This window comes from Streptomyces sp. NPDC059255, from assembly GCF_042752355.1.
Lineage (GTDB): Bacteria > Actinomycetota > Actinomycetes > Streptomycetales > Streptomycetaceae > Streptomyces.
In genome coordinates, this window is the sequence record NZ_JBHYZP010000006.1 from 88,335 (window position 1) to 109,857 (window position 21,523).

Below are 21,523 nucleotides of genomic sequence, written 5' to 3' on the forward strand. Positions count from 1 at the left end.
GTCCGCGGCGTCAGCCGACGACCGTCCAGGTGTCGCCGCCTGCGAGCATGGCGCCGAGGTCGCCCTTGCCGTGTTGTTCGACGGCTGTGTCGAGTTGGTCGGTCATGAGGGTGTCGTAGACGGGGCGTTCGATGCTGCGGAGGACTCCGATGGGGGTGTGGTGGAGTGTGTCGGCGTCGGCGAGGCGGGAGAGTGCGAAGGCGGTGGTGGGGCTGGTGGCGTGGGCGTCGTGGACGAGGATCTGTGACTCGTTGTCCGGGGTGACGGGCACGACCTGGAGGTCGCCGGTGGCCTGGTCGCGGATGACGCCCTTCGCGCCGTCGGTGCCGAAGCGGATGGGCTGCCCGTGTTCCAGCCGGATCACCGCTTCTGCGGCCTGGTCTTTGTCCTTGAGGACTTCGAAGGCGCCGTCGTTGAAGATGTTGCAGTTCTGGTAGATCTCCACCAGTGCCGTGCCGGGGTGGTCGGCGGCTTGTCTCAGCACCTGGGTGAGGTGCTTGCGGTCCGAGTCGACGGTGCGGGCCACGAACGACGCCTCCGCGCCGATGGCCAGCGACACCGGGTTGAAGGGTGCGTCGAGGGAGCCCATCGGGGTCGACTTGGTGATTTTGCCGACTTCGGAGGTGGGGGAGTACTGGCCTTTGGTCAGTCCGTAGATCCGGTTGTTGAACAGCAGGATTTTGAGGTTGACGTTGCGGCGCAGGGCGTGGATGAGGTGGTTGCCGCCGATGGAGAGGGCGTCGCCGTCGCCGGTGACGACCCAGACGGAGAGGTCGCGGCGGGAGGTGGCCAGGCCGGTGGCGATGGCGGGGGCGCGGCCGTGGATGGAGTGCATCCCGTAGGTGTTCATGTAGTAGGGGAAGCGGGAGGAGCAGCCGATGCCGGAGACGAAGACGATGTTCTCCTTGGCCAGGCCGAGTTCGGGCATGAAGCCCTGGACGGCGGCCAGGACGGCGTAGTCGCCGCAGCCGGGGCACCAGCGCACTTCCTGGTCGGACTTGAAGTCCTTCATGGACTGCTTGGCCGTGGCTTTGGGGACCAGGTTCAGCAGTTCGCCGGCGCCGGCGAGCGTCGTGTCAGGCATCGATGGCCTCCTTGAGGGCCGTGGCGAGCTGCTCCGCTTTGAAGGGCATGCCGTTGACCTGGTTGTAGGAGTGGGCGTCGACCAGGTATTTCGCCCTGAGCAGGGTGGCGAGCTGGCCGAGGTTCATCTCCGGGACCACGACTTTGTCGTACCGGGCGAGGATCTCGCCGAGGTTGCGGGGGAAGGGGTTGAGGTGACGCAGGTGGGCCTGGGCGATCGGCGCGCCTGTCTTGCGCAGGCGGCGGACGGCGGCGGTGATCGGCCCGTAGGTGGAGCCCCATCCCAGGACGAGGGTGCGGGCGTTGTCGGGGTCGTCGACGTCGAGGTCGGGGACGTGGATGCCGTCGATCTTGGCCTGGCGGGTGCGGACCATGAAGTCGTGGTTGGCGGGGTCGTAGGAGATGTTGCCGGTGCCGTCCTGTTTCTCGATGCCGCCGATGCGGTGTTCGAGGCCGGGGGTGCCGGGCACGGCCCAGGGGCGGGCCAGGGTCTGCGGGTCGCGCTTGTAGGGCCAGAACACTTCGGTGCCGTCGGCAAGTTCGTGGTTGGGGCCGGTCGCGAACCGCACCCGCAGATCAGGCAGCTCATCGGGTTCGGGGATGCGCCAGGGTTCGGAGCCGTTGGCGAGGTAGCCGTCCGAGAGGAGGAAGACCGGTGTGCGGTAGACCAGCGCGATGCGTGCCGCCTCCAGGGCGGCGTCGAAGCAGTCGGCGGGGGTGCGGGGCGCGACGACGGGGACGGGGGCCTCGCCGTTGCGCCCGTACATCGCCTGCAGCAGATCCGCCTGCTCCGTCTTGGTGGGCAGGCCGGTGGAAGGGCCGCCGCGCTGGATGGCCACGACCAGCAGCGGCAGCTCCAGGGAGACCGCCAGGCCGATCGTCTCCGACTTCAATGCCACACCGGGGCCCGAGGTGGTGGTCACGGCGAGTGATCCGCCGAAGGCCGCGCCGAGGGCCGCGCCGATGGCGGCGATCTCGTCCTCGGCCTGGAAGGTGCGGACGCCGAAGTTCTTGTGGCGGGACAGTTCGTGGAGGATGTCGGAGGCGGGGGTGATGGGGTAGGAGCCGAGGTAGAGGGGGAGTTCGGCCTGGTGGCCTGCGGCGATGAGGCCGTAGGACAGGGCGAGGTTTCCGGAGATGTTGCGGTAGGTGCCGGGTGGGAACGCAGAGCTGGCGGGGGCGACTTCGTAGCTGACGGCGAAGTCCTCGGTGGTCTCGCCGAAGTTCCAGCCGGCGCGGAACGCGGCCACGTTGGCTTCGGCGATCTGGGGCTTCTTCGCGAATTTGGCGCGAAGGAATCGCTCGGTGCCCTCGGTCGGCCGGTGGTACATCCAGGACAGGAGGCCGAGCGCGAACATGTTCTTCGAACGCTCCGCTTCCTTGCGGGAGAGTCCGAACTCTTTGAGGGCCTCGATCGTCAGCGTTGTCAGCGGTACCGGGTGGACGTGGTAGCCGTCGAGGGAGCCGTCCTCCAGGGGGGAGGTGTGGTAGCCGACCTTGGCCATGGGGCGTTTGGTGAACTCGTCGGTGTTGACGATGATTTCCGCGCCGCGTGGTACGTCGCCGATGTTGGCCTTCAACGCCGCCGGGTTCATGGCGACGAGGACGTTGGGTGCGTCGCCGGGGGTGAGGATGTCGTGGTCGGCGAAGTGGAGCTGGAAGGAGGAGACGCCGGGGAGGGTTCCGGCGGGTGCTCTGATCTCGGCGGGGAAGTTCGGCAGGGTCGACAGGTCGTTGCCGAAGGACGCGGTCTCGGAGGTGAACCGGTCACCCGTGAGCTGCATCCCGTCACCGGAGTCACCCGCGAAACGAATGATCACCCGCTCCAGACGACGGACTTCCTTGTCGCCGGTGCTCTCTCCCGTGCTCTCCACGGCGCCTGCGTCGGCGTTCTCCCCGGCGTTCCCGCCGGTGCGCTCTTCGGCCTGGGAGCCGGCATCCGGGACGGCCGGGCTGTTGCCCGGCCGTCCCGGAGAGCCCGAAGGGCCTGAAGAAGCTGAATCGCTCGGATCGCTCGCGTCGTTGGCCTCATCGGCGTGCTCGGCTGGGCTACTGACCTGGCTGGTCACTGAACTGGACCTCCCTCGAGGCGGCGGCTCGGGACTGACCGGCCGCCCGGCAGTCCCGGATAACCACCCTACGTCGGTAAGGGTCGCCTTCCTTGGACCGGCCATATGGTGGACGCTCTTTTGAGACGCCACGGCATACCAATTTGTCGCTTTTGTTGTAGTTCTGCGGCTCCGGAATCCTTCGGAGGGAGCCGTTCCGCTCTCGTTCTTTGGGTGTAGGGCTTCCGACCTAAGGCCCGTCCCCGAACGCCGGATTCAAGCCACGATCGGCTCGGCTCCGTACCCGTTCAGTTCCGTACCCGTTCGGCTCCGCCCGTTCCGTCAGTTGCGCAGATACGTCAGCACGGCCAGAACCCGGCGGTGATCCCCGTCACTCGGGGAGAGCCCCAGCTTCAGGAAGATGTTGCTCACATGCTTCTCGACCGCGCCGTCGCTCACGACGAGCTGCTTGGCGACCGCCGAGTTCGTCCGCCCCTCGGCCATCAGCCCGAGCACCTCGCGCTCCCGCGGGGTCAGCCCGGCCAGCACGTCCTGCTTCCGGCTCCGGCCCAGCAGCTGTGCCACCACCTCGGGGTCGAGGGCGGTGCCGCCCCTGGCGACCCGCACCACGGCGTCCACGAACTCCCGGACCTCGGCCACCCGGTCCTTGAGCAGATAGCCGACGCCCGAGCTGCTGCCGGCCAGCAGCTCGGTGGCGTACTGCTCCTCGACGTACTGCGACAGCACCAGCACGCCCACCCCCGGATGGTCCCGGCGCAGCCGCACGGCCGCCCGTACCCCCTCGTCCGTGTGGGTCGGCGGCATCCGTACGTCCGCCACCACCACGTCCGGCAGCTCGTTCCCGTCCGCCAGCTCGCGGATGGTTTTGAGCAGCGCTTCCGCGTCCCCGACGCCCGCGACCACGTCGTGCCCGCGGTCGGTCAGCAGTCGGGTCAGCCCCTCCCGGAGCAGCACCGAGTCCTCGGCGATGACCACCCGCACCCTGTCCTCCACGACCTTCAGCCCCCATGTCGAAGTGTGTCCGCCCCTGTGCCCTCCAGCATCCCAGTATTCGGATGGCGCCGCCCCCACCTGCCCCGAATTCCGCCCGGCAGGGGGCACGGCGCGCGTATGCCCCCGGAAGCCGGAGCCTCCCGGGGGGCGTACGCACCCGTGCTGTGCCGGGTACGGCCCGTGCTGTGACGGGGACGAGTAGGGGTACGGGTACGAGTGGGGCGGGCCGGGTCAGCCGCGCCAGGGCAGTTCCGCCGTGATCGTGGTCGGCCCGCCGGCCGGGGAGTCGACGACCAGGACGCCGTCGACCGCGTCCAGCCGCTCCGTCAGCCCGGCGAGCCCGCTGCCCGATGTCGCGTCCGCCCCGCCCACGCCGTCGTCCCGTACCTGGAGCATCAGCCGGTCCTGCGTCTGCCAGACGTCCACGGCGGCCCGCCGGGCCCGGGAGTGCTTGCTGATGTTCTGGAGCAGTTCGGAGACGGTGAAGTACGCGATGCCCTCGATCGCCGGCGCGGGCCTGGCCGACAGGTCGACCTCCACGGTCACCGGGACCGTGCAGCGGGACGCGACGGCGGAGAGCGCCGCGTCGAGACCCCGGTCGGTGAGGACGGCCGGATGGATGCCGCGCGCCAGGTCCCGCAGCTCCTGAAGGGCCGTCTTCACCTCGCCGTGCGCCTCGTCCACCATGCGGGCCGCGGCCTTCGGGTCCTCCGCCAGCTTCTCCTTCGCCAGCCCCAGATCCATCGCGAGGGCGACGAGGCGGGCCTGCGCGCCGTCGTGCAGGTCGCGTTCGATACGGCGCAGGTCGGCGGCGGCGGTGTCCACGACCACCCCGCGGTCCGACTCCAGCTCGGAGACCCGGCTGGCCAGCAGTGACGGGCCGAGCAGACCGATGACCAGGATCCGGTCCACGAAGGTCAGCCCGCGGACCAGCCAGGGGGAGATCAGCACCAGCAGGAACCCGAGCACGCTGGTGACGGCTATTTCGAACGGGGTGTCGAGGTAGAAGCCGTTGCCGTCGCCGTCGCTGTAGAGGGCGATGCCCGGCTGGTTCGTGTTGTCGGCGAGCGTCCACTGCCACAGCGGATAGAGGAAGAGCGCCCAGCTCACGCACCAGAACGTCACGGAGACGATGAACGCGAACAGCGCCCACGGCATGTGCAGCAGCGCGTAGAGCAGATGGCGCCAGGACACCCCGCTCTTCAGGACCGCGCCGACCCAGGACAGCAGCCCGCTCTTGCGGCCCCTGGCCGGCGCGGGCTCCGCCACGTCGAGGCCCAGCAGCGCCCGCGCGCGGGCCCGCTCCAGCATGCCGAAGGCGCGGCAGCCGGCCAGCGAGGCGGCCAGCACGGGGATGCCGAGGAAGGTGACGAGCAGCCCGGCACCGGCGGCGGTCATGGTCACCGCGTAGCAGAAGAGCGCGAGGCTGATCGGCAGGCTCAGCAGCAGATAACCGAACTCGCGCCACATGCGGCCCTCGACGGGGGCACGCAGAGTGTGGGGGAGAACGTGGGAGCGTGACCGCGATCCGTAGTCGATGGCCATCTGAGGTGTCCGTTCTGCGAGTCGGTGGGCCGGTGGGTGGTCGGTGAGCCGGTGAGCCGGGTGAGCCGGTGTGAGCTGATGAGCGGGTGTGTCCGCGAGGCGGTGCGGCGGTGGGTCTACGGGGCGGTGAGTGTGCGGGGCGGTGGGGCCCCGGGTCGGGCAGGTACTCCATGCTCCCGGCGCTCCGGCCGCCCCACCATGAGGCCGGTATCCCTCTTCGCTCTGGGGTTTTCCCCACCCCGGCGGTGACCCCGGCATCCCGGGCGGGAGTCCGGGTGGGATGCCGGGCAAGGGGCCGCGGGGGCCCGGGCGGCGAGTTCGCGCGTATCGGCGGAGGCCCCTGCTAGGCGCGGAGGCCCCTGCTACTCCCGGTCCCGCCACGGCAGTTCCGCGGTGACGACCGTCGGGCCGCCCACCGGGGAGTCGAGCACGAAGACCCCGTCGACCGCGCCGAGCCGCTCGGCCAGCCCGGACATCCCCGTACCGCCGTCCAGCCGGGCGCCGCCGCGTCCGTCGTCCCGTACCTGGAGCAGCAGCCATTCGTCCGTGCGCCACACGTCGACCGAGGCCGAGCGCGCCCCGCTGTGCTTGCTGATGTTCTGGAGCAGCTCGGAGACGGTGAAGTACGCGATGCCCTCGATCGCCTCGGCGGGCCGTTCGCGCAGATCGACGGTGACCTTCACCGGGACCGTGCAGCGCGACGCGACGGACGACAGCGCCGCGTCGAGGCCCCGGTCGGTGAGGACGGCGGGGTGGATGCCGCGCGCCAGGTCCCGTAGCTCCTGGAGGGCGAGCTTCACCTCGCCGTGCGCCTCGTCCACCATGCCGGCCGCCGCCTCCGGGTCCTCCAGCAGCTTCTCCTTGGCGAGGCCGAGCCCCATCGCGAGGGCGACGAGGCGGGCCTGCGCGCCGTCGTGCAGGTCGCGTTCGATACGGCGCAGGTCGGCGGCGGCGGTGTCCACGACCACCCCGCGGTCCGACTCCAGCTCCGCGATCCGCCGCTCCAGCTCGTCGGAGGGCGAGAGCAGCCCCCGCACCATGGCCCGGTCGGCGTTGGCGAGCCCGCGCACGACGAAGGGCAGGACCGGCCAGAGCACGAGGAGCCCCACCAGCGTGACGCCGAACGTCAGCACCCCCCAGGGCAGCCGGATGAACCCGTACAGCAGGGTCCGCCAGGCCACCGGGTCCTTCAGCCGGTCCCACACCCACCCGAACCAGGAATCGGGAGCGCCGCGCCCCGCGCCGCGCCCCTGCCCCTTCCTGCGGCGCTTGCGGGCCCGCGAGCCGTGCAGGGGGCTCGGCTCGTCGACCCGCACGCCCAGCAGCGCGCGCGCCCGCGCCCGCTCCGCCCGGCCGAGCAGCCGCGCCCCGGTCAGCCCGGCGACCAGCCACGGCAGCCCGATGACGGTCACCGAGAGGCCCACACCGGTGGCCATCGTGAACGTGGCGTAGAGAAAACCGGCCAGGGCCAGCGGCAGATTGCTCAGGAGATGGGCGATCTCCTTCCAGGTGTGCCGGTCGTACGCGAAGCGGACCGGTGGCGGCCGGTCGTCGTCGGGGAGGCCGCCGTGGGCGGTCGGGCTCGCGGTCATGAGCACCAAGCGTGCCCGGGGCGGAGGCGGGGCGCCATGGGGTGGCTGGGTGGGCTCCGGGTAGGGATAACCCCACTAGGTGAGACGCGGCTGCTTACCAGTTCTTTAACAGGGCCTAGACTCCCGTGCGTACAGATCACGGATCGTCGAAGACATCGGCGATCGAGTCGATGAGTCGTTACAAGGCCAGGGATACGAGGCCGGGGAGAAGGGGCGGACGTGTCGCAACCGACCGTTCTCGCGTCGGACTACTTCCAGAGCTATTCGGTCGTCGGGCTGCTCGCGGTCGTCGGTGTGGTGTTCGTCGCCGTCGCCTTCGGAGCGGGCCGGTTGCTGCGGCCGGTGGTGCCGACGCCGGAGAAACTGCTCACGTACGAATGCGGAGTGGACCCGGTGGGCGAGGGCTGGGCCCACACGCAGGTCCGCTACTACGTGTACGCGTTCCTCTATGTGATCTTCGCGGTCGACTCGATCTTCCTGTTCCCGTGGGCGACGGTGTTCGCCGCGCCCGGGTACGGCGCCACGACACTGGTCGAGATGTTCGTCTTCCTCGGCTTCCTGGCCGTGGGACTGCTCTACGCATGGAAGAAGGGCGTCCTGGAATGGACGTGACCCGTCCCGGAACGGACGTGACCCCCTCCGCGGCTGCCGCAGCCTCCGGTTCGGCCTCCGCGCCCGTACCGCTGCCGGAGCCCAAGCGCCTCGGGGTGCTCTCCCGGCTGGCGCCCGAGCCGATGAAGGTCGTCCTCAACTGGGGCCGCCGCTACAGCCTCTGGGTCTTCAACTTCGGGCTCGCCTGCTGCGCGATCGAGTTCATCGCCGCTTCCATGGCCCGGCACGACTTCATCCGGCTCGGCGTGATCCCCTTCGCGCCGGGGCCGCGCCAGGCGGATCTGATGGTGGTCTCCGGCACGGTCACGGACAAGATGGCCCCCGCCGTCAAGCGGCTGTACGAGCAGATGCCCGAGCCCAAGTACGTGATCTCCTTCGGCGCCTGCTCCAACTGCGGCGGCCCCTACTGGGACTCCTACTCCGTGACCAAGGGCGTCGACCAGATCATCCCGGTCGACGTCTACGTACCGGGCTGCCCGCCGCGCCCGGAGGCGCTGCTCCAGGGCATTCTGAAGCTCCAGGAGAAGATCGCCCGCGAATCGCTCCGGGAGCGGTACGCGACGGGCGGCAGCCCCTCCACCGCCGCACTGCGCAGCGGCCTGGTGCCGCCCCCGCCACTCCCCGGCACGGACACGAGTACGGGGACGGATACGGGCACGGGCACGGATTCGGGCACGGGCACGGATTCGGGCAGGGGCACGGATTCGGGCAGGGCGGGGGAGTCCGCGTCGTGACCGCCTCCGACCAGACGTCCGCCGCCGCCGCGTACGACCGGCTGCCCGACGCCGCCGCCGAGATCTTCGGCGAGGGGGCCACGGCCGAGCTGACGTACGACCTGCTCACGGTCGACGTGCCCGCCGCGTCCTGGCTCGACGCCCTCGAAACCGCCCGGTCCACCCTCGGGTGCACTTACTTCGACTGGCTGAGCGCCGTCGACGAACCGGGCACCGGCTTCCGGGTCTGCGCGCATGTCGCCGCCGTCGGCCCCGGCAGGGTCCGCCGCCTGCTCGTCCGTACGACCGTTCCGCACGAGGCGGCCGTCCTGCCCACCGCCGTCGGGGTCTACGCGGGCGCGGGCTGGCACGAACGGGAGACGCACGAGATGTTCGGCGTCACCTTCACCGGCCACCCGAACCTCGCGCCGCTCCTGCTCCCCGAGGAGTTCGAGGGGCACCCGCTGCGCAAGGACTTCGTCCTCGCGTCCCGCGTCGCGAAGGCGTGGCCGGGCGCCAAAGAGCCGGGCGAGTCCGAGCACGGTGGCCCCAAGCGCCGCCAGATGCTCCCGCCGGGTGTTCCCGACCCGAACGAATGGGGCCCCCTGAAGGGCCAGCTCCCGCCGGCCCCGGCCCGCCCCGCGCGCGGCGCCCGTGCCGGAGGGGGGCCCGGAGCCCGCGCCGGAGCCGGGGCCGCCGGCGGTGACCGCCCGGCCCGCCGGGCGCGGAGCGTCTCCGAGGGCTCCACCTCCCAGCGCCCCGAACCCACTGCCCCGGCCGGCCCGGACGCGCCCTGGCGTCGCCCGGCCCCGGCCACGGACGAACCGAATCCCGAGCCGGAAACGAAACCCCAGCCGGAGCCCCGGCCACAACCGCAGCCGGAACAGCCCGAGCCCGCCCCCAAACCCGAGCGTCAGGACCAGGAACCGGAAGGAGACGCGTGAACGACGTACTCGACGTCGCCCTCCGACTGCTCGTCGTCTTCGCCGTGTTCATGGTCGTCCCCCTCGTGGTCGGCCAGACCGAACACAAGGTGATGGCCCATATGCAGGGCCGCCTCGGCCCCATGCACGCGGGTGGCTTCCACGGCTGGGCCCAGCTCGTCGCGGACGGGGTGAAGTTCGCGCAGAAGGAGGACGTCGTCCCGGCCGACGCCGACCGCCGGGTCTTCCAGCTCGCCCCGGCCGTCGCGCTCCTCCCGTACCTCCTCGTCGTCCTCGTGATCCCGGTCGGTCCCGGCGAGGGCGCGGTCGGCCAGGTCGTCGACGCGGGCATCTTCTTCGTGCTCGCCGTGATGGGCATCGGCGTGCTCGGCTCGCTCATGGCGGGCTGGGCCTCGGCCAACAAGTTCTCCCTCCTCGGGGGGCTGCGCACCGCCGCCCAGCTCCTCGCGTACGAACTGCCGATGCTGCTCGCCGCCGCGTCCGTCGCGATGGCCGCCGGCACCGTCTCCCTGCCCGGCATCCTCGACGCCTTCGAGTGGTGGTGGCTGCCCTGGCAGATCGTCGGCGCGCTGGTCTTCTTCACCGCGGGCCTCGCGGAACTCCAGCGGCCTCCGTTCGACATGCCGGTCGCCGACTCCGAGATCATCTTCGGCGCCTACACCGAGTACACCGGGCTGCGCTTCGCTCTCTTCCTGCTCGCCGAGTACGCGGGCATCGTCGTCCTGTGCGGGCTGACCACCGTCCTCTTCCTCGGCGGCTGGCACGGTCCGCTCGGCGCCGACGGACTCGGCTGGGTCTGGACGCTCCTCAAGACCGCCGTCCTCGCCTTCGTCGTGATCTGGCTGCGGGTCAGCTACCCGCGGCTGCGCGAGGACCAGCTCCAGAAACTCGCCTGGACCGTCCTCATCCCGCTCGCTCTCGCGCAGATCGCGCTCACCGGCATCGTGAAGGTGGCGATCAGCTAACCATGTCCCCGATCCCCGGATCCGGCCTGGCCAAGGGCCTCGCCGTCACCCTGCGGACGATGACGAAGAAGACCGTCACCGCGCAGTACCCCGAGACACAGCCCGAACTCCCGCCCCGTACCCGGGGCGTGATCGGCCTGTTCGAGGAGAACTGCACGGTCTGCATGCTCTGCGCCCGTGAGTGCCCCGACTGGTGCATCTACATCGACTCCCACAAGGAGACGGTCCCCGCCGCGGCCCCCGGGGGCCGCGAGCGCAGCCGTAACGTCCTCGACCGCTTCGCCATCGACTTCGCGCTCTGCATGTACTGCGGAATCTGTATCGAGGTCTGTCCTTTCGACGCGCTGTTCTGGTCACCGGAGTTCGAGTACGCGGAGACGGACATCCGCGAACTCACCCACGAACGGGACAAGCTCCGCGAGTGGATGTGGACGGTGCCGGCGCCCCCCGCGCTCGACCCCGCCGCCGAGGAGCCCAAGGAACTCGGCGCCGCCCGCAAGACCGCGGAGAAGCTCGCCGCGGCGGCCCAGCAGGAGCGGGAGGCAGGGGAGTGAGCCCCGCCCTGACCGCCGCGGCCGGCGGCCACGCGTTCCTGTCACCGTCCGGCGTCGAGATCGCCTTCGTCCTCGTCGGCCTGGTCACCCTCGGCGCGGCCCTGATCACCGTCACCACCAAGCAGCTGGTGCACGCCGCCCTCTGGCTGGTCGTCGCGCTCGGCGGCCTGGCCGTCGAGTACCTCCTGCTGACGGCGGAGTTCATCGCCTGGGTGCAGGTCCTGATCTATCTCGGTTCCGTGGTGGTCCTCCTTCTCTTCGGGCTGATGCTCACCAAGGCGCCCATCGGCCGCTCCCCGGACGCCGATTCGGGCAACCGCCCGCTCGCGCTCGCGGTGGCCTCCGTCGCCGCCGTCTGTCTGGTCTGGGTCGTCGTCGACGCGTTCCGTACGACCTGGATCGACCTGCGGGGCCCCGCCCAGGGCTCCACCGAGGTCACGGGAGCGTTCCTGTTCCGGAACTGGGTGCTGCCCTTCGAGGCGCTCTCCGTGCTCCTGCTGGCCGCCCTCGTCGGTGCGATCGTCCTGTCCCGCAAGGAGCGGCGCTGATGCATCTCGCCTATCCCGCCGTGCTCGCGGCCCTCCTGTTCTGTGTCGGCCTGTACGGGGTGCTCGCGCGCCGCAACGCGATCCTCGTCCTGATGTCCGTCGAGCTGATGCTCAACGCCGTCAACCTCAACCTCGTGGCCTTCGACGTCTGGCTCCGCGACGCCCTGCACACCGGTCAGGCGCTCACCCTCTTCGTCATCGCCATCGCCGCCGCGGAGATCGGCATCGGCCTGGCCATCGTGCTGATGGTGTACCGCAACCGCGGCACCTCGGACATCGACCGGCTCCGCGACACCGCCGAGGGCCCCGACGGGACCACCACCCCGGCGCAGCAGGCTCCGACGCAGAAGACTGAGGCCACCGCGTGACCACCACGACCCTCGCCGTCCTCGTCCCCGTCCTGCCGTTCCTGGGCGCCGTCGCCGGGCTGCTGCTCGGCCGTACCGCACCCGGGTTCGTCCGCCCCCTGGCCGTCCTGCCGACCCTGGCCGCCGCCGCGCTCGCGGTGGCCGTGGCCGTACACCAGGGCGGTGGCGCGGGCAGCGGCAAGGCGCCCCTGGAAGCCGCGACGCAGCTCACCCCCACCGGCTCGGTCCCCATCGACCTCGCCCTGTACATCGACGGCTTCGCGGCCCTGGTCGCCGTCCTCGTCGGCGTCGTCGCGTCGTGCGTGCAGATCTACTCGACGGGCTATCTGCGCGGTGACGCGCGCTACCCCTCGTACGCCGCTCTGGTCTCACTCTTCACCTCCGCGATGCTGCTCGTCGTATACTCGGGCGACCTGATGGTGCTGCTGGTCGGCTGGGAGATCATGGGCATCTGCTCGTACTTCCTCGTCGGCCACTACTGGGAGACGCCCGAGGCACGCGCCGCCTCCCTCAAGGCGTTCCTGGTCACCAAGCTCGGCGACGTCCCCTTCCTGATCGGTCTGTTCGCGCTCGCCACCGACGCCGGCACGTTCCGCATCACCGGCATCCTGCGGACCGTCGCCGACGGCGGCCTCGACCACCCCACCCTCGTCGCACTGCTCCTGCTCGCCGGGGTGGCGGGCAAGTCCGCGCAGTTCCCCCTGCACACCTGGCTGCCCGACGCGATGGCGGGCCCCACGCCCGTCTCCGCGCTGATCCACGCCGCCACCATGGTCGCGGCCGGCATCTACTTCATCGCCCGGCTCCTCCCGGTCTTCGCCGCCTCGGAGGCGGCGCTCGTCGTCCTGGCCGTGATGGCCGCGGTCACCATGGTCGGCTCGGCGCTCGCCGCCCTCGCCCAGGACGACATCAAGCGGGTCCTCGCCTACTCGACCATCGGTCAGCTCGGCTACATGTCGGGCGCCCTGGCCGTGGGCGACCGGAGCGCGGCCGTCTTCCACCTCGTCTCGCACGGCGCGTTCAAGGCCCTCCTCTTCCTCGGCGCCGGCGTCGTCATCCACGCCGCCGGCACCAACTCGCTGGCCACCATGTCCCGGATGCGCGGCCTGCCCCGGCGCATCCCCGACGCGTACTGGACGATGACCGTCGCCCTGCTCGCGCTCGCCGCGATCCCTCCCTTCGCCGGTTTCTTCTCCAAGGAATCCGTCCTGGTCGCCGCCGAGCACGCCGCCCTCGACGAGTCCGCCGCCCCCGGCGCCGCGGGCTGGACGGTGCTCGCCGCCGGGCTCCTCACCGCCCTCCTCACCGCCGCGTACGCCACCCGCCTCTGGCTGCTCACCTTCCGCGGCCACGGTGCCGAGGCGCCCGACCACGGCAGGCAGCCCGTGTCCATGAGCGCGGTCCTGTGGGTGCTGGCCCTGCCCTCCCTCGGATTCGGTCTGACCGTCGGTTATCTCGCCGAGTGGTTCGACGGCCACAGCCTCGCCCCGAACCTCACCACCTCCGTCCTGGGCACCGGCGCCGGGCTCGTCGGCGGACTGATCACCTACGGCTGCTGGCGCCACACCACGGCGCTCGCCGCCCGTACACCGATGGGTGCCGTCACCGCGCACCCCCACACCGAGCCCGCGCTCACCGAGGCGGAAGCCATCGAGACCCACACCGCCACCTACGGCTCGATCTCGGCGGCCGACGACCCGGCCGACCCCGGACGGCTGCTGCTGGGCCCGCTCCACCGCCACGCCGCCTCCGGCTTCCACCTCGACGCCGTCTACCACCACCTGTTCGTACGCCCCGTCCTGGCCGCCGCCGAGCTGGTCCGCTTCCTCGACCGCGAGGTCGTCGACACCTACGTGCGCGGTGCGGGCACCGGCACGCGGTGGCTGGGTACCGCCGTGCGCCGCGCGCAGACCGGCAATGTGCAGACCTACCTCGGCGCCCTGCTGGCCGGGTCCGTCGTCCTGGCGATCGCCGCCGTACTCGTCGCCGCCGGAGCGTGAGCCGTGATCGATATCAGTGAGTCCGTGATGCAGTTCCTTCTCGCGTTGATCATCGTCGGACCGCTCGTCGGCGCTGTCGCGGCCCTGCTCCCGGCGCCGCCCGGGCTCCGGGGCACCAGCCCCGACCAGGCCGTCCTGCGCCACGGCGTGACCGTCACCGGCGCGGTCCTCATCGCCGCGATCGTCCTCGCGCTCGGCTTCGACCACGACCAGCCGTCGAGGATGCAGGCCACCACGGACATCAGCTGGATCGCGGCACTGGACGTGCGGATCCACCTCGGCGTCGACGGCATCTCACTCCCCCTTCTGGTCCTGACCGCGCTGCTGACCTTCCTCTGCGCGCTCTACAGCTACTTCAAGATGCCTCAGGGCCCCTCGCCCAAGGCATTCGTCGCCCTGCTGCTCGTGCTCGAATCCGGCACGCTGGCGACCTTCGCCGTCCTCGATCTGATCCTGTTCTTCCTGGCCTTCGAGATGGTGCTCATCCCGATGTACTTCCTCATCGCCCGCTGGGGCGGCTCGGAAGGCGTCACCGGCGGCCGGCAGGCCGCCGCCTGGAAGTTCATCCTCTACACACTGCTCGGATCCGTCGTCATGCTGCTCGGGCTGCTCCTGATCGGGCTCAGCGCGGGCACATTCGACATGATGGCACTCGCCACTGACAACGGGTCAGGACTCAGCACATCCGTGCAGGTCACCGCCGTTCTGGCGATCGGTCTCGGGCTCGCCGTGAAGACGCCGATGTGGCCACTGCACAGCTGGCTGCCGGACGCCCACACCGCCGCGCCGACCGTCGGCTCCGTACTCCTCGCCGGCGTACTGCTCAAGATGGGTACGTACGGATTCGTCCGGATCGTCCTGCCGATCGCCCCCGAGGGCATGCGGGTCTTCGCCCCCTACCTCGCGGCCCTGGCGGTCGTCGGCATCATCTACGGCTCCCTCGCCTGCCTCGCCCTGGCCAAGGAAGGCGCGGGCGGCGACCTCAAACGCCTGATCGCCTACTCCTCCGTCGGCCACATGGGCTTCGTCCTGCTCGGCATCGCCACGATGACGCCGACCGGCGTGAACGGCGCACTCTTCGCCAACATCGCCCACGGCCTCGTCACCGGCCTGCTCTTCTTCCTGGTCGGCGCCCTCAAGGACCGGTACGGCACCGCCGACCTCGACACCCTCGCCGGGGCGACCGGCGCCGCGCTGTACGGCCGCGCCCCCCGCCTCGGCGGCCTGTTCGCCTTCGCCGCGGTCGCCTCCCTCGGGCTGCCGGGCCTCGCCGGGTTCTGGGGCGAGATGCTCGCCCTGTTCGGCGCGTTCGACCCCGCGGAGGGGCTGAGCCGCCCCGCCTTCCTCACCTTCATGGCCGTCGCCGGGTTCGGCACCCTGCTGACCGCCGCGTATCTGCTGATCGTCGTACGCCGCGTCTGCATGGGCGTGCCCCCCGACGGCCATGGCCACGGACCGGGCACGCACGGAGCCCCGGGCACCCCGGGCGGACCGGGCGTGCCCGCGGTGCCCGGGGGCGCGCCGGGCTTCGCCGACGTACAGACCTACGAGATCGCCGCCTGGACCCCGCTCGTCGCGCTGACCGTGCTCGCCGGTCTCTGGCCCGCGGTCCTCCTCGGCCTCACCGACCCCGCCGTGCAGCAGCTCCTCGCAGGAGGCAAGTCGTGACCGTGGCCGCCGAGAGTGCCGGGGCCGCCGGCCTCGTCCAGTCCATCGACTGGCTCGCGATCGCGCCGCCCACCCTCACGGCGGTGGTCGCCCTGATCATCCTGGTCGCCGACCTCTTCGTACCGGAGCACCGCAAGCCGCTCCTCGGCGGCCTCGCGATCGCCGGTCTCGCCGCCGCGCTCGGCACCCTCCTGCCGCTGCGCTCCGGTGACCGCGCCACGTTCTGCCTCACCACCGCCCCGGACGTGTGCAGCTACACCGCGGACCACTTCGCGCTCGTCATCCAGCTCCTGGTGCTCGGCGGGGCGCTGCTCACCGCGCTGCTCTCGTACCACGACACACGCCGGCTGCCCGCGGGCGAGTTCTGGTTCCTGCTGCTCGCCTCGGCGGCCGGTGCGGCCCTGCTGCCCGCCGCCCGCGACCTGGCCACCCTCGTCGTCGCGCTCGAAGTCGCCTCCCTGCCGGCCTTCGCGCTGGTCGGGCTCCGCCGCGGCGACCGGCTCTCCTCCGAGGCCGCGCTGAAGTTCTTCCTCTCCTCGGTCACCGCGACCGCCGTGATGCTGCTCGGCGTCAGCTTCGTGTACGCGGCCACCGGCACCCTGCACCTCACCGAGATCGCCACGAGGCTGGACGACGTGCCGGGACAGCTCGGCACCCTCGCCGAGGCAGGTGTCGCCCTCACCCTCGTCGGCTTCGCCTTCAAGACGGCCGCGGCGCCATTCCACTTCTGGGTGCCCGACACGTATGTGGGCGCGCCGCTGCCCATCGCCGCCTATCTGTCGGTCGTCGGCAAGGCCGTCGGGTTCTCCGGCCTCATCCTGGTGACGGTCGTCGCGTTCCCCTCGTACCACGCCGTCTGGGGGCCGGCCCTCGCCGTCCTCGCCGCGTTGACGATGACGCTCGGCAATGTGGCCGCTCTCCGGCAGTCCGCCACGCGCGCGTGGAGCGCCGTACGGCTGCTGGCCTGGTCGTCCGTGGCCCAGGCGGGCTACCTCCTGGTGCCGATCGCCGCCGCCGCGTACGGCGGGGACGGCGGAAGCGGTACGGACGGCGGCGCGGACCGGATCGGGTCCACCGTCGCGTACGCCCTGATGTACGCGGTCGTCAACCTCGGCGCGTTCGCCGTCGTCGCGCTCGTCGCCCGTACGAAGCCGCTGAACCGTCTCTCCGACTACCAGGGCCTCTACGCCCACCGGCCACTCGCCGCGCTCGCGATGGGCTTCTTCCTGCTCTGCCTGGCCGGGCTGCCGCCGGGCATCATCGGCCTCTTCGCCAAGGTCACCGTCTTCTCCACGGCGGTCGACGCCGGACTCGGCTGGCTCGCGGTCGTCATGGCCCTCAACGTGGTCGTGGCGCTCTACTACTACCTCCAGTGGACCGCGGTTCTCTTCCGCTCCCCGGAGGAGCGCGCGGAAAGCGCCGACACCCCTCCCGGAGCGGTGACCGCCGACGCCGAGTCGGCGGCCCTGACCCCGGCGCCCGCCCTCACGGTGGCCATCGTGCTGACGGCCGTCGCCGGCATCGCCCTTTCGGGCGCACCACAACTGGTGCTGCGTTTCGCCGGAGTCAGCCTCTTCTGAAGGCGGCGCCTCCGCGCGACCCCACCGGCCCGAGGCCGCGACCACACCGGCCCGCAGGGCGGGGCCGGTGCGCGTGCCACGACCACCCGGACGGCGTACGCCCCCGTCCGGGCGCTCAGGGAACCCCGACCGCCCGCCTGGCGTTGACCAGTACGGAAGGGTCCACTGGAGAGGTGGGCAGCACCAGGCAAAAGGGTTCCCCTGCCACATGACTTGGAGGGCGTACCGTGCACCGCCGGCACAACGGGCTCAGGACCGCCGTACTCCTCGGGGGACTGTCCGCACTCATCATCGCGATCGGCAGTTTCTTCGGCAGTACGGGTCTGATCGTCGCGCTCGTCGTGGCGGTCGGCACCAACGCGTACGCGTACTGGAACAGCGACAAGCTGGCTCTACGCGCGATGCGGGCCCGCCCCGTCAGCGAATTCGAGGCGCCGCAGCTCTACCGCATCGTCCGCGAGCTGTCGACGGCCGCACGCCAGCCCATGCCGCGCCTGTACATCTCGCCCACCCAGGCACCCAACGCGTTCGCCACCGGCCGCAACCCGCGCAACGCCGCGGTCTGCTGCACCGACGGGATCCTGCAGATCCTGGACGAGCGGGAGCTGCGCGGCGTCCTCGGCCACGAGCTGAGCCATGTCTACAACCGCGACATCCTGATCTCGTCGGTCGCCGGGGCACTCGCGTCCGTCGTGATGTTCCTTGTGAACTTCGCCTGGCTCATCCCCGTAGGGCGCTCGGACGACGACGACGGCCCGGGCATCTTCGGCATGCTCCTGATCATGATCCTGGGGCCGCTCGCGGCCTCGGTCATCCAGCTCGCGGTGAGCCGTTCACGGGAGTACGAGGCGGACGCGTCCGGCGCCCAGCTCACGGGCGACCCGCTCGCTCTGGCGAGCGCGCTGCGTAAGCTGGAAAGCGGAACGAAACAACTACCGCTGCCGGCCGAGCCGCGCATCGAGACAGCCAGCCACATGATGATCGCGAACCCCTTCCGTCCTGGCCAGGGATTCTCGAAACTGTTCTCCACGCACCCGCCGATGGCGGAACGCATCGCCCGACTAGAACAGATGGCAGGTCCTCGAGCATGAAGACAATCCTGAACATTATCTGGCTCGTACTGAGCGGATTCTGGCTCTTCCTCGGGTACATGCTGGCCGGTGTCCTGCTGTGCATCACGATCATCGGCATACCCTTCGGAGTGGCCGCCTTCCGTATCGGTGTCTACGCCCTGTGGCCCTTCGGCTACACCGCGGTCGACCGCCACGACGCGGGCGCGCCCTCGTGCGTCGGCAACGTCCTGTGGCTGGTCCTCGCGGGCTGGTGGCTCGCCCTCGGTCACATCGTCACCGGCATCGCACAGTGCGTCACGATCATCGGCATCCCACTGGGCCTGGCCAACTTCAAGCTGATCCCGCTCTCCCTGATGCCGCTCGGCAAGGAGATCGTCTCGACGGACCAGCCCTTCGTCTCCCGCTGACGGAGCCACCACGGCCACAAAGGCCATCACAGCCGAGACAGCCACCACAGCCGCGATCCCGGGAGCCTTCGGGGCTCCCGGGACACACGTGTGCGCCGGGCGCACTCCCCGGCGCTGTTACCGAACGCGGACGTATGCCCTGGTGAACGCGGGGTAGTTGATCATTCAGCATCAGGGCCCGGCCGGTTGTGTCGTCTGCCGCAGGCCCCTGATCAACGCAACCACGCCCCGCCCCAGCGGCGTCATTGAGGGCGATACCGCAAGAAAGGCAGGTTCAGGGCATGGGTGTCATCAGCTGGATCATTCTCGGACTACTGGCCGGCGCCGCCGCCAAGATTCTGCTTCCCGGACGGGACCCGGGCGGACTCATCGGCACGACCCTCATCGGGATCGCGGGAGCCTTCACCGGCGGCTGGATCTCGGCGACCTGGCTCGACCGGCCGATCAGCAACGACTTCTACGACGGAGCCACCTGGATCGCCGCCATCGGTGGCGCGCTCGTCCTGCTGATCGTGTACCGGATCCTCTTCGGCCACTCACGCTCCCGCTGACCCCGCCGGCGCCGTCAGGCCCGTCTCGCGCAGGGTGATGTTGAGCCGGCCACCGCTCATCCCCGTCCCGGGACCGGCCGTCCCCGGATACACCTTGGGCACGCCGTGGTACGCGAAGCGGGACTCTCCTCCGAAGACGAAGAGGTCACCGGAGGAGAGCCGCACATCCGTGTACGGGCGGCCCCGCCCCTCCGGATTACCGAAGCGGAAGACGCAACTGTCCCCGATGCTCAGGGAGACCACCGGCGCGGCGGACCTCTCGTCCTTGTCCTGGTGCATCCCCATCCGCGCGTCGCCGTCGTAGAAGTTGATCAGCGCCGTGTCCGGGGCGTACGCCGTGGCGGCCGCCGGATCGCCGTACGCCTCCACAAGCGCCGCGCGCCCCAACTCGGCCAGCCACCCGGGGAACTCCGCGACCCGGGCGCCGTTCACATCACCCGCGTTCCGCGTGTACCGGTACGGCTGCCAGTGCCAGCCCACACACACCGTCTGTACGGACATCACCCCGCCGTTCGGCAGCACCGTGTGCCGGATCGGCACCGGCCCCCGCGCCCAGCCCCGGCAGACCTCCACCAGCTCCCGCTGGCGCCCGGCCGGCAACCACCCCGGCACATGCACGGCCCCGGGCGCCACCACGGCTCGCCCCTCGCCCGCCGCGACCGGCTCCGGGAACAACGCGTCGCCGTCTCCCGCCGCGCCGCGTCCCCCCGCCGGGCCGGCGCTCATGACGCCAGCGCGCCCTCCAGCCGGAGGAGCCGCTCCTTGCGCTCCAGTCCGGCCGCGTACCCCCGCAGCGCCCCGTCCGCGCCGATCACGCGGTGACACGGCCGTACGACGAGCAGCGGGTTGCGCCCGATCGCCGTCCCCACGGCCCGCACCCCCGCGCCGGACGCGCCGACCCGCGCCGCGATCTGCCCGTACGTCACCGTCACGCCGTACGGGATGGTGTCCACCGCCGCCCAGACCCGGCGCTGGAACTCCGTGCCCCCGGCCGCGTACTCGATGTCGAACTCCGTCAGCGCGCCCTCGAAATACGCCCCGAGCCGCTCCGCGATCCCGGCGAACGCCCCCGGCGCCCGGACCCAGCCTTCCCGCACGACCGCCGCGCCCTTCTGGCCCGGCAGGGAGAGCGAGGAGAGTGCCACACCGTCCCGCGCCGTGGCGGACTCCGCGCCGGCCAGGAGCACTTCACCCAGCGGGCTGTCCACGGTGGCGTACAAGGTGGTCCTCAAGGTGACTGTCATCACTCGCTCCTCTCCGAGCGGTGCGTTCCCCACCCGCCCGCCCGTGCTCAGTGACCAGTCTGCGTCCCTGGGAACCGCGAAGCTGGCGGAATTCGGACACCGCACCCACCGCCCGGGCGCGGTCCCCGAACCGCCTTCCTCAGCGGTAGTTCACGAACTGGAGGGCGAAGTCGAAGTCCTGCCCCTTCAGCAGCGCGATCACGGTCTGGAGGTCGTCCCGGCTCTTCGAGCTGACCCGCAGCTCGTCGCCCTGCACCTGGGCCTTGATGCCCTTGGGACCCTCATCACGGATGATCTTCGCGACCTTCTTGGCGTTGTCCTGGGAGATGCCCTCCTCGATCGACGCGAAGATCTTGTACTCCTTGCCGGACAACTGCGGCTCGCCCGCGTCCAGCGCCTTCAGCGAGATGCCACGCTTGATCAGCTTGGACTGGAAGACGTCGAGGATCGCGCTGACCCGCTCCTCCGAGTTGGCCTGCATCAGGATCTTCTCGCCGGACCAGCCGATCGAGGCCCCCACGTTCTTGAAGTCGTAGCGCTGCGAGATCTCCTTCGCGGCCTGGTTGAGGGCGTTGTCGATCTCCTGCCGCTCGACCTTCGAGACGATGTCGAAACTGGAGTCGGCCATGTCCTGTGGCTCCTTGTATCGGTCTGCCTGTATGGATGCTTGGGCCGTGCCGGACGCCCCGGACGCCGACGGCCGTTCGCCGTAAAGCCTAGTCACCCGGGAACGCTCCGAGCGCGGAACAATCCGGTGGCGGAGCACCCCCGGGCATCGGGTATCGTTTACGTCGTTGCCAAGGAGCACCGGCCCGAAAAGGCCAGCTCGGACGGTAATGACATCCCATGGCGGTGTGCCCGAGTGGCCAATGGGAGCGGACTGTAAATCCGCCGGCTTAGCCTTCCCAGGTTCGAATCCTGGCGCCGCCACGCGATCGAGATGGCCCCTTCCGCACGGAGACGTGCGGAAGGGGCCATTCGCATGAGGACGGCCGCCCGTTCGCGGCCGCCCCC

21 protein-coding genes and 1 tRNA gene are annotated in these 21,523 nt (G+C 70.8%); 14 read left to right on the forward strand and 8 right to left on the reverse strand.

Annotation, left to right across the window (positions count from 1 at the left end; translation table 11 throughout):
• Window positions 1-10 precede the first annotated feature (10 nt).
• The 5 genes from ACFXKG_RS10745 to ACFXKG_RS10765 all read right to left on the reverse strand — a co-directional run bounded on the left by ACFXKG_RS10745 (window position 11) and on the right by ACFXKG_RS10765 (window position 7,282).
• Complete coding sequence (locus ACFXKG_RS10745; protein WP_384835517.1) at window positions 11-1,084, reverse strand: 2-oxoacid:ferredoxin oxidoreductase subunit beta; 1,074 nt, start codon at window positions 1,082-1,084, stop codon at window positions 11-13.
• Window positions 1,077-3,152 (reverse strand): 2-oxoacid:acceptor oxidoreductase subunit alpha, encoded by a 2,076-nt coding sequence (locus ACFXKG_RS10750; RefSeq protein WP_384835520.1) that lies wholly within the window; start codon window positions 3,150-3,152, stop codon window positions 1,077-1,079. The genes ACFXKG_RS10745 and ACFXKG_RS10750 overlap by 8 nt, the downstream gene beginning before the upstream one ends.
• A 321-nt stretch (window positions 3,153-3,473) precedes the next feature.
• Complete coding sequence (locus ACFXKG_RS10755; protein WP_382899200.1) at window positions 3,474-4,145, reverse strand: response regulator; 672 nt, start codon at window positions 4,143-4,145, stop codon at window positions 3,474-3,476.
• A gap of 231 nt (window positions 4,146-4,376) precedes the next feature.
• Complete coding sequence (locus tag ACFXKG_RS10760) at window positions 4,377-5,690, reverse strand: sensor histidine kinase (RefSeq protein WP_384835524.1); 1,314 nt, start codon at window positions 5,688-5,690, stop codon at window positions 4,377-4,379.
• A gap of 362 nt (window positions 5,691-6,052) precedes the next feature.
• On the reverse strand, window positions 6,053-7,282 hold the full coding sequence (locus ACFXKG_RS10765) for a sensor histidine kinase (protein ID WP_384835527.1): 1,230 nt from the start codon (window positions 7,280-7,282) through the stop codon (window positions 6,053-6,055).
• Window positions 7,283-7,474: 192 nt separating this feature from the next.
• On the opposite strand from ACFXKG_RS10765, the gene ACFXKG_RS10770 reads away from it, so the two are divergent.
• The 13 genes from ACFXKG_RS10770 (at window position 7,475) to ACFXKG_RS10830 (ending at window position 19,265) form a co-directional block, all read left to right on the forward strand.
• A complete protein-coding gene (locus ACFXKG_RS10770) occupies window positions 7,475-7,894 on the forward strand; it encodes an NADH-quinone oxidoreductase subunit A (RefSeq protein ID WP_384835927.1) in 420 nt (139 codons plus the stop codon).
• Entirely contained in the window at window positions 7,885-8,628 is a 744-nt protein-coding gene (locus ACFXKG_RS10775) for an NADH-quinone oxidoreductase subunit B (protein WP_384835530.1), read from the forward strand. Before ACFXKG_RS10770 ends, ACFXKG_RS10775 begins: the two co-directional genes overlap by 10 nt.
• Window positions 8,625-9,551, forward strand: coding sequence for an NADH-quinone oxidoreductase subunit C (locus ACFXKG_RS10780; protein ID WP_384835533.1), 927 nt, complete (start codon window positions 8,625-8,627; stop codon window positions 9,549-9,551). Before ACFXKG_RS10775 ends, ACFXKG_RS10780 begins: the two co-directional genes overlap by 4 nt.
• On the forward strand, window positions 9,548-10,516 hold the full coding sequence (locus ACFXKG_RS10785; protein ID WP_365806947.1) for a complex I subunit 1 family protein: 969 nt from the start codon (window positions 9,548-9,550) through the stop codon (window positions 10,514-10,516). The genes ACFXKG_RS10780 and ACFXKG_RS10785 overlap by 4 nt, the downstream gene beginning before the upstream one ends.
• 2 nt (window positions 10,517-10,518) lie before the next feature.
• A complete protein-coding gene (locus tag ACFXKG_RS10790; RefSeq protein ID WP_384835536.1) occupies window positions 10,519-11,070 on the forward strand; it encodes a NuoI/complex I 23 kDa subunit family protein in 552 nt (183 codons plus the stop codon).
• Entirely contained in the window at window positions 11,067-11,618 is a 552-nt protein-coding gene (locus ACFXKG_RS10795; RefSeq protein ID WP_384835539.1) for an NADH-quinone oxidoreductase subunit J, read from the forward strand. Before ACFXKG_RS10790 ends, ACFXKG_RS10795 begins: the two co-directional genes overlap by 4 nt.
• The gene (nuoK, locus tag ACFXKG_RS10800) at window positions 11,618-11,986 is read left to right on the forward strand and encodes an NADH-quinone oxidoreductase subunit NuoK (protein ID WP_384835542.1); all 369 of its coding nucleotides are present in this window, start codon (window positions 11,618-11,620) and stop codon (window positions 11,984-11,986) included. The genes ACFXKG_RS10795 and nuoK overlap by 1 nt, the downstream gene beginning before the upstream one ends.
• The gene (locus tag ACFXKG_RS10805) at window positions 11,983-13,986 is read left to right on the forward strand and encodes an NADH-quinone oxidoreductase subunit L (protein ID WP_384835545.1); all 2,004 of its coding nucleotides are present in this window, start codon (window positions 11,983-11,985) and stop codon (window positions 13,984-13,986) included. The genes nuoK and ACFXKG_RS10805 overlap by 4 nt, the downstream gene beginning before the upstream one ends.
• Before the next feature lie 27 nt (window positions 13,987-14,013).
• The gene (locus tag ACFXKG_RS10810; protein WP_384835930.1) at window positions 14,014-15,654 is read left to right on the forward strand and encodes a NuoM family protein; all 1,641 of its coding nucleotides are present in this window, start codon (window positions 14,014-14,016) and stop codon (window positions 15,652-15,654) included.
• Window positions 15,651-17,234: an NADH-quinone oxidoreductase subunit N gene (locus tag ACFXKG_RS10815; protein ID WP_384835548.1), complete on the forward strand. Its 1,584-nt coding sequence runs from the start codon at window positions 15,651-15,653 to the stop codon at window positions 17,232-17,234. The genes ACFXKG_RS10810 and ACFXKG_RS10815 overlap by 4 nt, the downstream gene beginning before the upstream one ends.
• Before the next feature lie 227 nt (window positions 17,235-17,461).
• On the forward strand, window positions 17,462-18,325 hold the full coding sequence (gene htpX / locus ACFXKG_RS10820; protein ID WP_365806960.1) for a zinc metalloprotease HtpX: 864 nt from the start codon (window positions 17,462-17,464) through the stop codon (window positions 18,323-18,325).
• Window positions 18,322-18,714, forward strand: a complete 393-nt coding sequence (locus ACFXKG_RS10825) for a YccF domain-containing protein (RefSeq protein ID WP_365806962.1) — start codon at window positions 18,322-18,324, stop codon at window positions 18,712-18,714. The genes htpX and ACFXKG_RS10825 overlap by 4 nt, the downstream gene beginning before the upstream one ends.
• 281 nt (window positions 18,715-18,995) lie before the next feature.
• Entirely contained in the window at window positions 18,996-19,265 is a 270-nt protein-coding gene (locus tag ACFXKG_RS10830; protein ID WP_384835551.1) for a GlsB/YeaQ/YmgE family stress response membrane protein, read from the forward strand.
• On the opposite strand, the gene ACFXKG_RS10835 is transcribed toward ACFXKG_RS10830, so the two are convergent.
• From ACFXKG_RS10835 to ACFXKG_RS10845, 3 genes are all read right to left on the reverse strand, one after another.
• Window positions 19,251-19,991, reverse strand: a complete 741-nt coding sequence (locus tag ACFXKG_RS10835) for an alpha-ketoglutarate-dependent dioxygenase AlkB family protein (protein WP_384835554.1) — start codon at window positions 19,989-19,991, stop codon at window positions 19,251-19,253. The genes ACFXKG_RS10830 and ACFXKG_RS10835 overlap by 15 nt on opposite strands.
• On the reverse strand, window positions 19,988-20,509 hold the full coding sequence (locus tag ACFXKG_RS10840) for a methylated-DNA--[protein]-cysteine S-methyltransferase (RefSeq protein WP_384835557.1): 522 nt from the start codon (window positions 20,507-20,509) through the stop codon (window positions 19,988-19,990). The genes ACFXKG_RS10835 and ACFXKG_RS10840 overlap by 4 nt, the downstream gene beginning before the upstream one ends.
• Before the next feature lie 139 nt (window positions 20,510-20,648).
• Complete coding sequence (locus ACFXKG_RS10845) at window positions 20,649-21,137, reverse strand: YajQ family cyclic di-GMP-binding protein (RefSeq protein WP_365806968.1); 489 nt, start codon at window positions 21,135-21,137, stop codon at window positions 20,649-20,651.
• 220 nt (window positions 21,138-21,357) lie between these two features.
• Here ACFXKG_RS10845 and ACFXKG_RS10850 point away from each other — a divergent pair.
• Window positions 21,358-21,439 (forward strand) — tRNA-Tyr (locus ACFXKG_RS10850).
• Window positions 21,440-21,523 lie beyond the last annotated feature (84 nt).

Coding starts and splice junctions, on each gene's coding strand:
- ACFXKG_RS10745 (WP_384835517.1), bottom strand. CDS start 1,084: ATGCCTGACACGACGCTCGCCGGCGCCGGCGAACTGCTGAACCTGGTC.
- ACFXKG_RS10760 (WP_384835524.1), bottom strand. CDS start 5,690: ATGGCCATCGACTACGGATCGCGGTCACGCTCCCACGTTCTCCCCCAC.
- ACFXKG_RS10765 (WP_384835527.1), bottom strand. CDS start 7,282: ATGACCGCGAGCCCGACCGCCCACGGCGGCCTCCCCGACGACGACCGG.
- ACFXKG_RS10775 (WP_384835530.1), top strand. CDS start 7,885: ATGGACGTGACCCGTCCCGGAACGGACGTGACCCCCTCCGCGGCTGCC.
- ACFXKG_RS10790 (WP_384835536.1), top strand. CDS start 10,519: ATGTCCCCGATCCCCGGATCCGGCCTGGCCAAGGGCCTCGCCGTCACC.
- nuoK (WP_384835542.1), top strand. CDS start 11,618: ATGCATCTCGCCTATCCCGCCGTGCTCGCGGCCCTCCTGTTCTGTGTC.
- ACFXKG_RS10810 (WP_384835930.1), top strand. CDS start 14,014: ATGCAGTTCCTTCTCGCGTTGATCATCGTCGGACCGCTCGTCGGCGCT.
- ACFXKG_RS10825 (WP_365806962.1), top strand. CDS start 18,322: ATGAAGACAATCCTGAACATTATCTGGCTCGTACTGAGCGGATTCTGG.
- ACFXKG_RS10830 (WP_384835551.1), top strand. CDS start 18,996: ATGGGTGTCATCAGCTGGATCATTCTCGGACTACTGGCCGGCGCCGCC.
- ACFXKG_RS10835 (WP_384835554.1), bottom strand. CDS start 19,991: ATGAGCGCCGGCCCGGCGGGGGGACGCGGCGCGGCGGGAGACGGCGAC.
- ACFXKG_RS10840 (WP_384835557.1), bottom strand. CDS start 20,509: ATGACAGTCACCTTGAGGACCACCTTGTACGCCACCGTGGACAGCCCG.
- ACFXKG_RS10845 (WP_365806968.1), bottom strand. CDS start 21,137: ATGGCCGACTCCAGTTTCGACATCGTCTCGAAGGTCGAGCGGCAGGAG.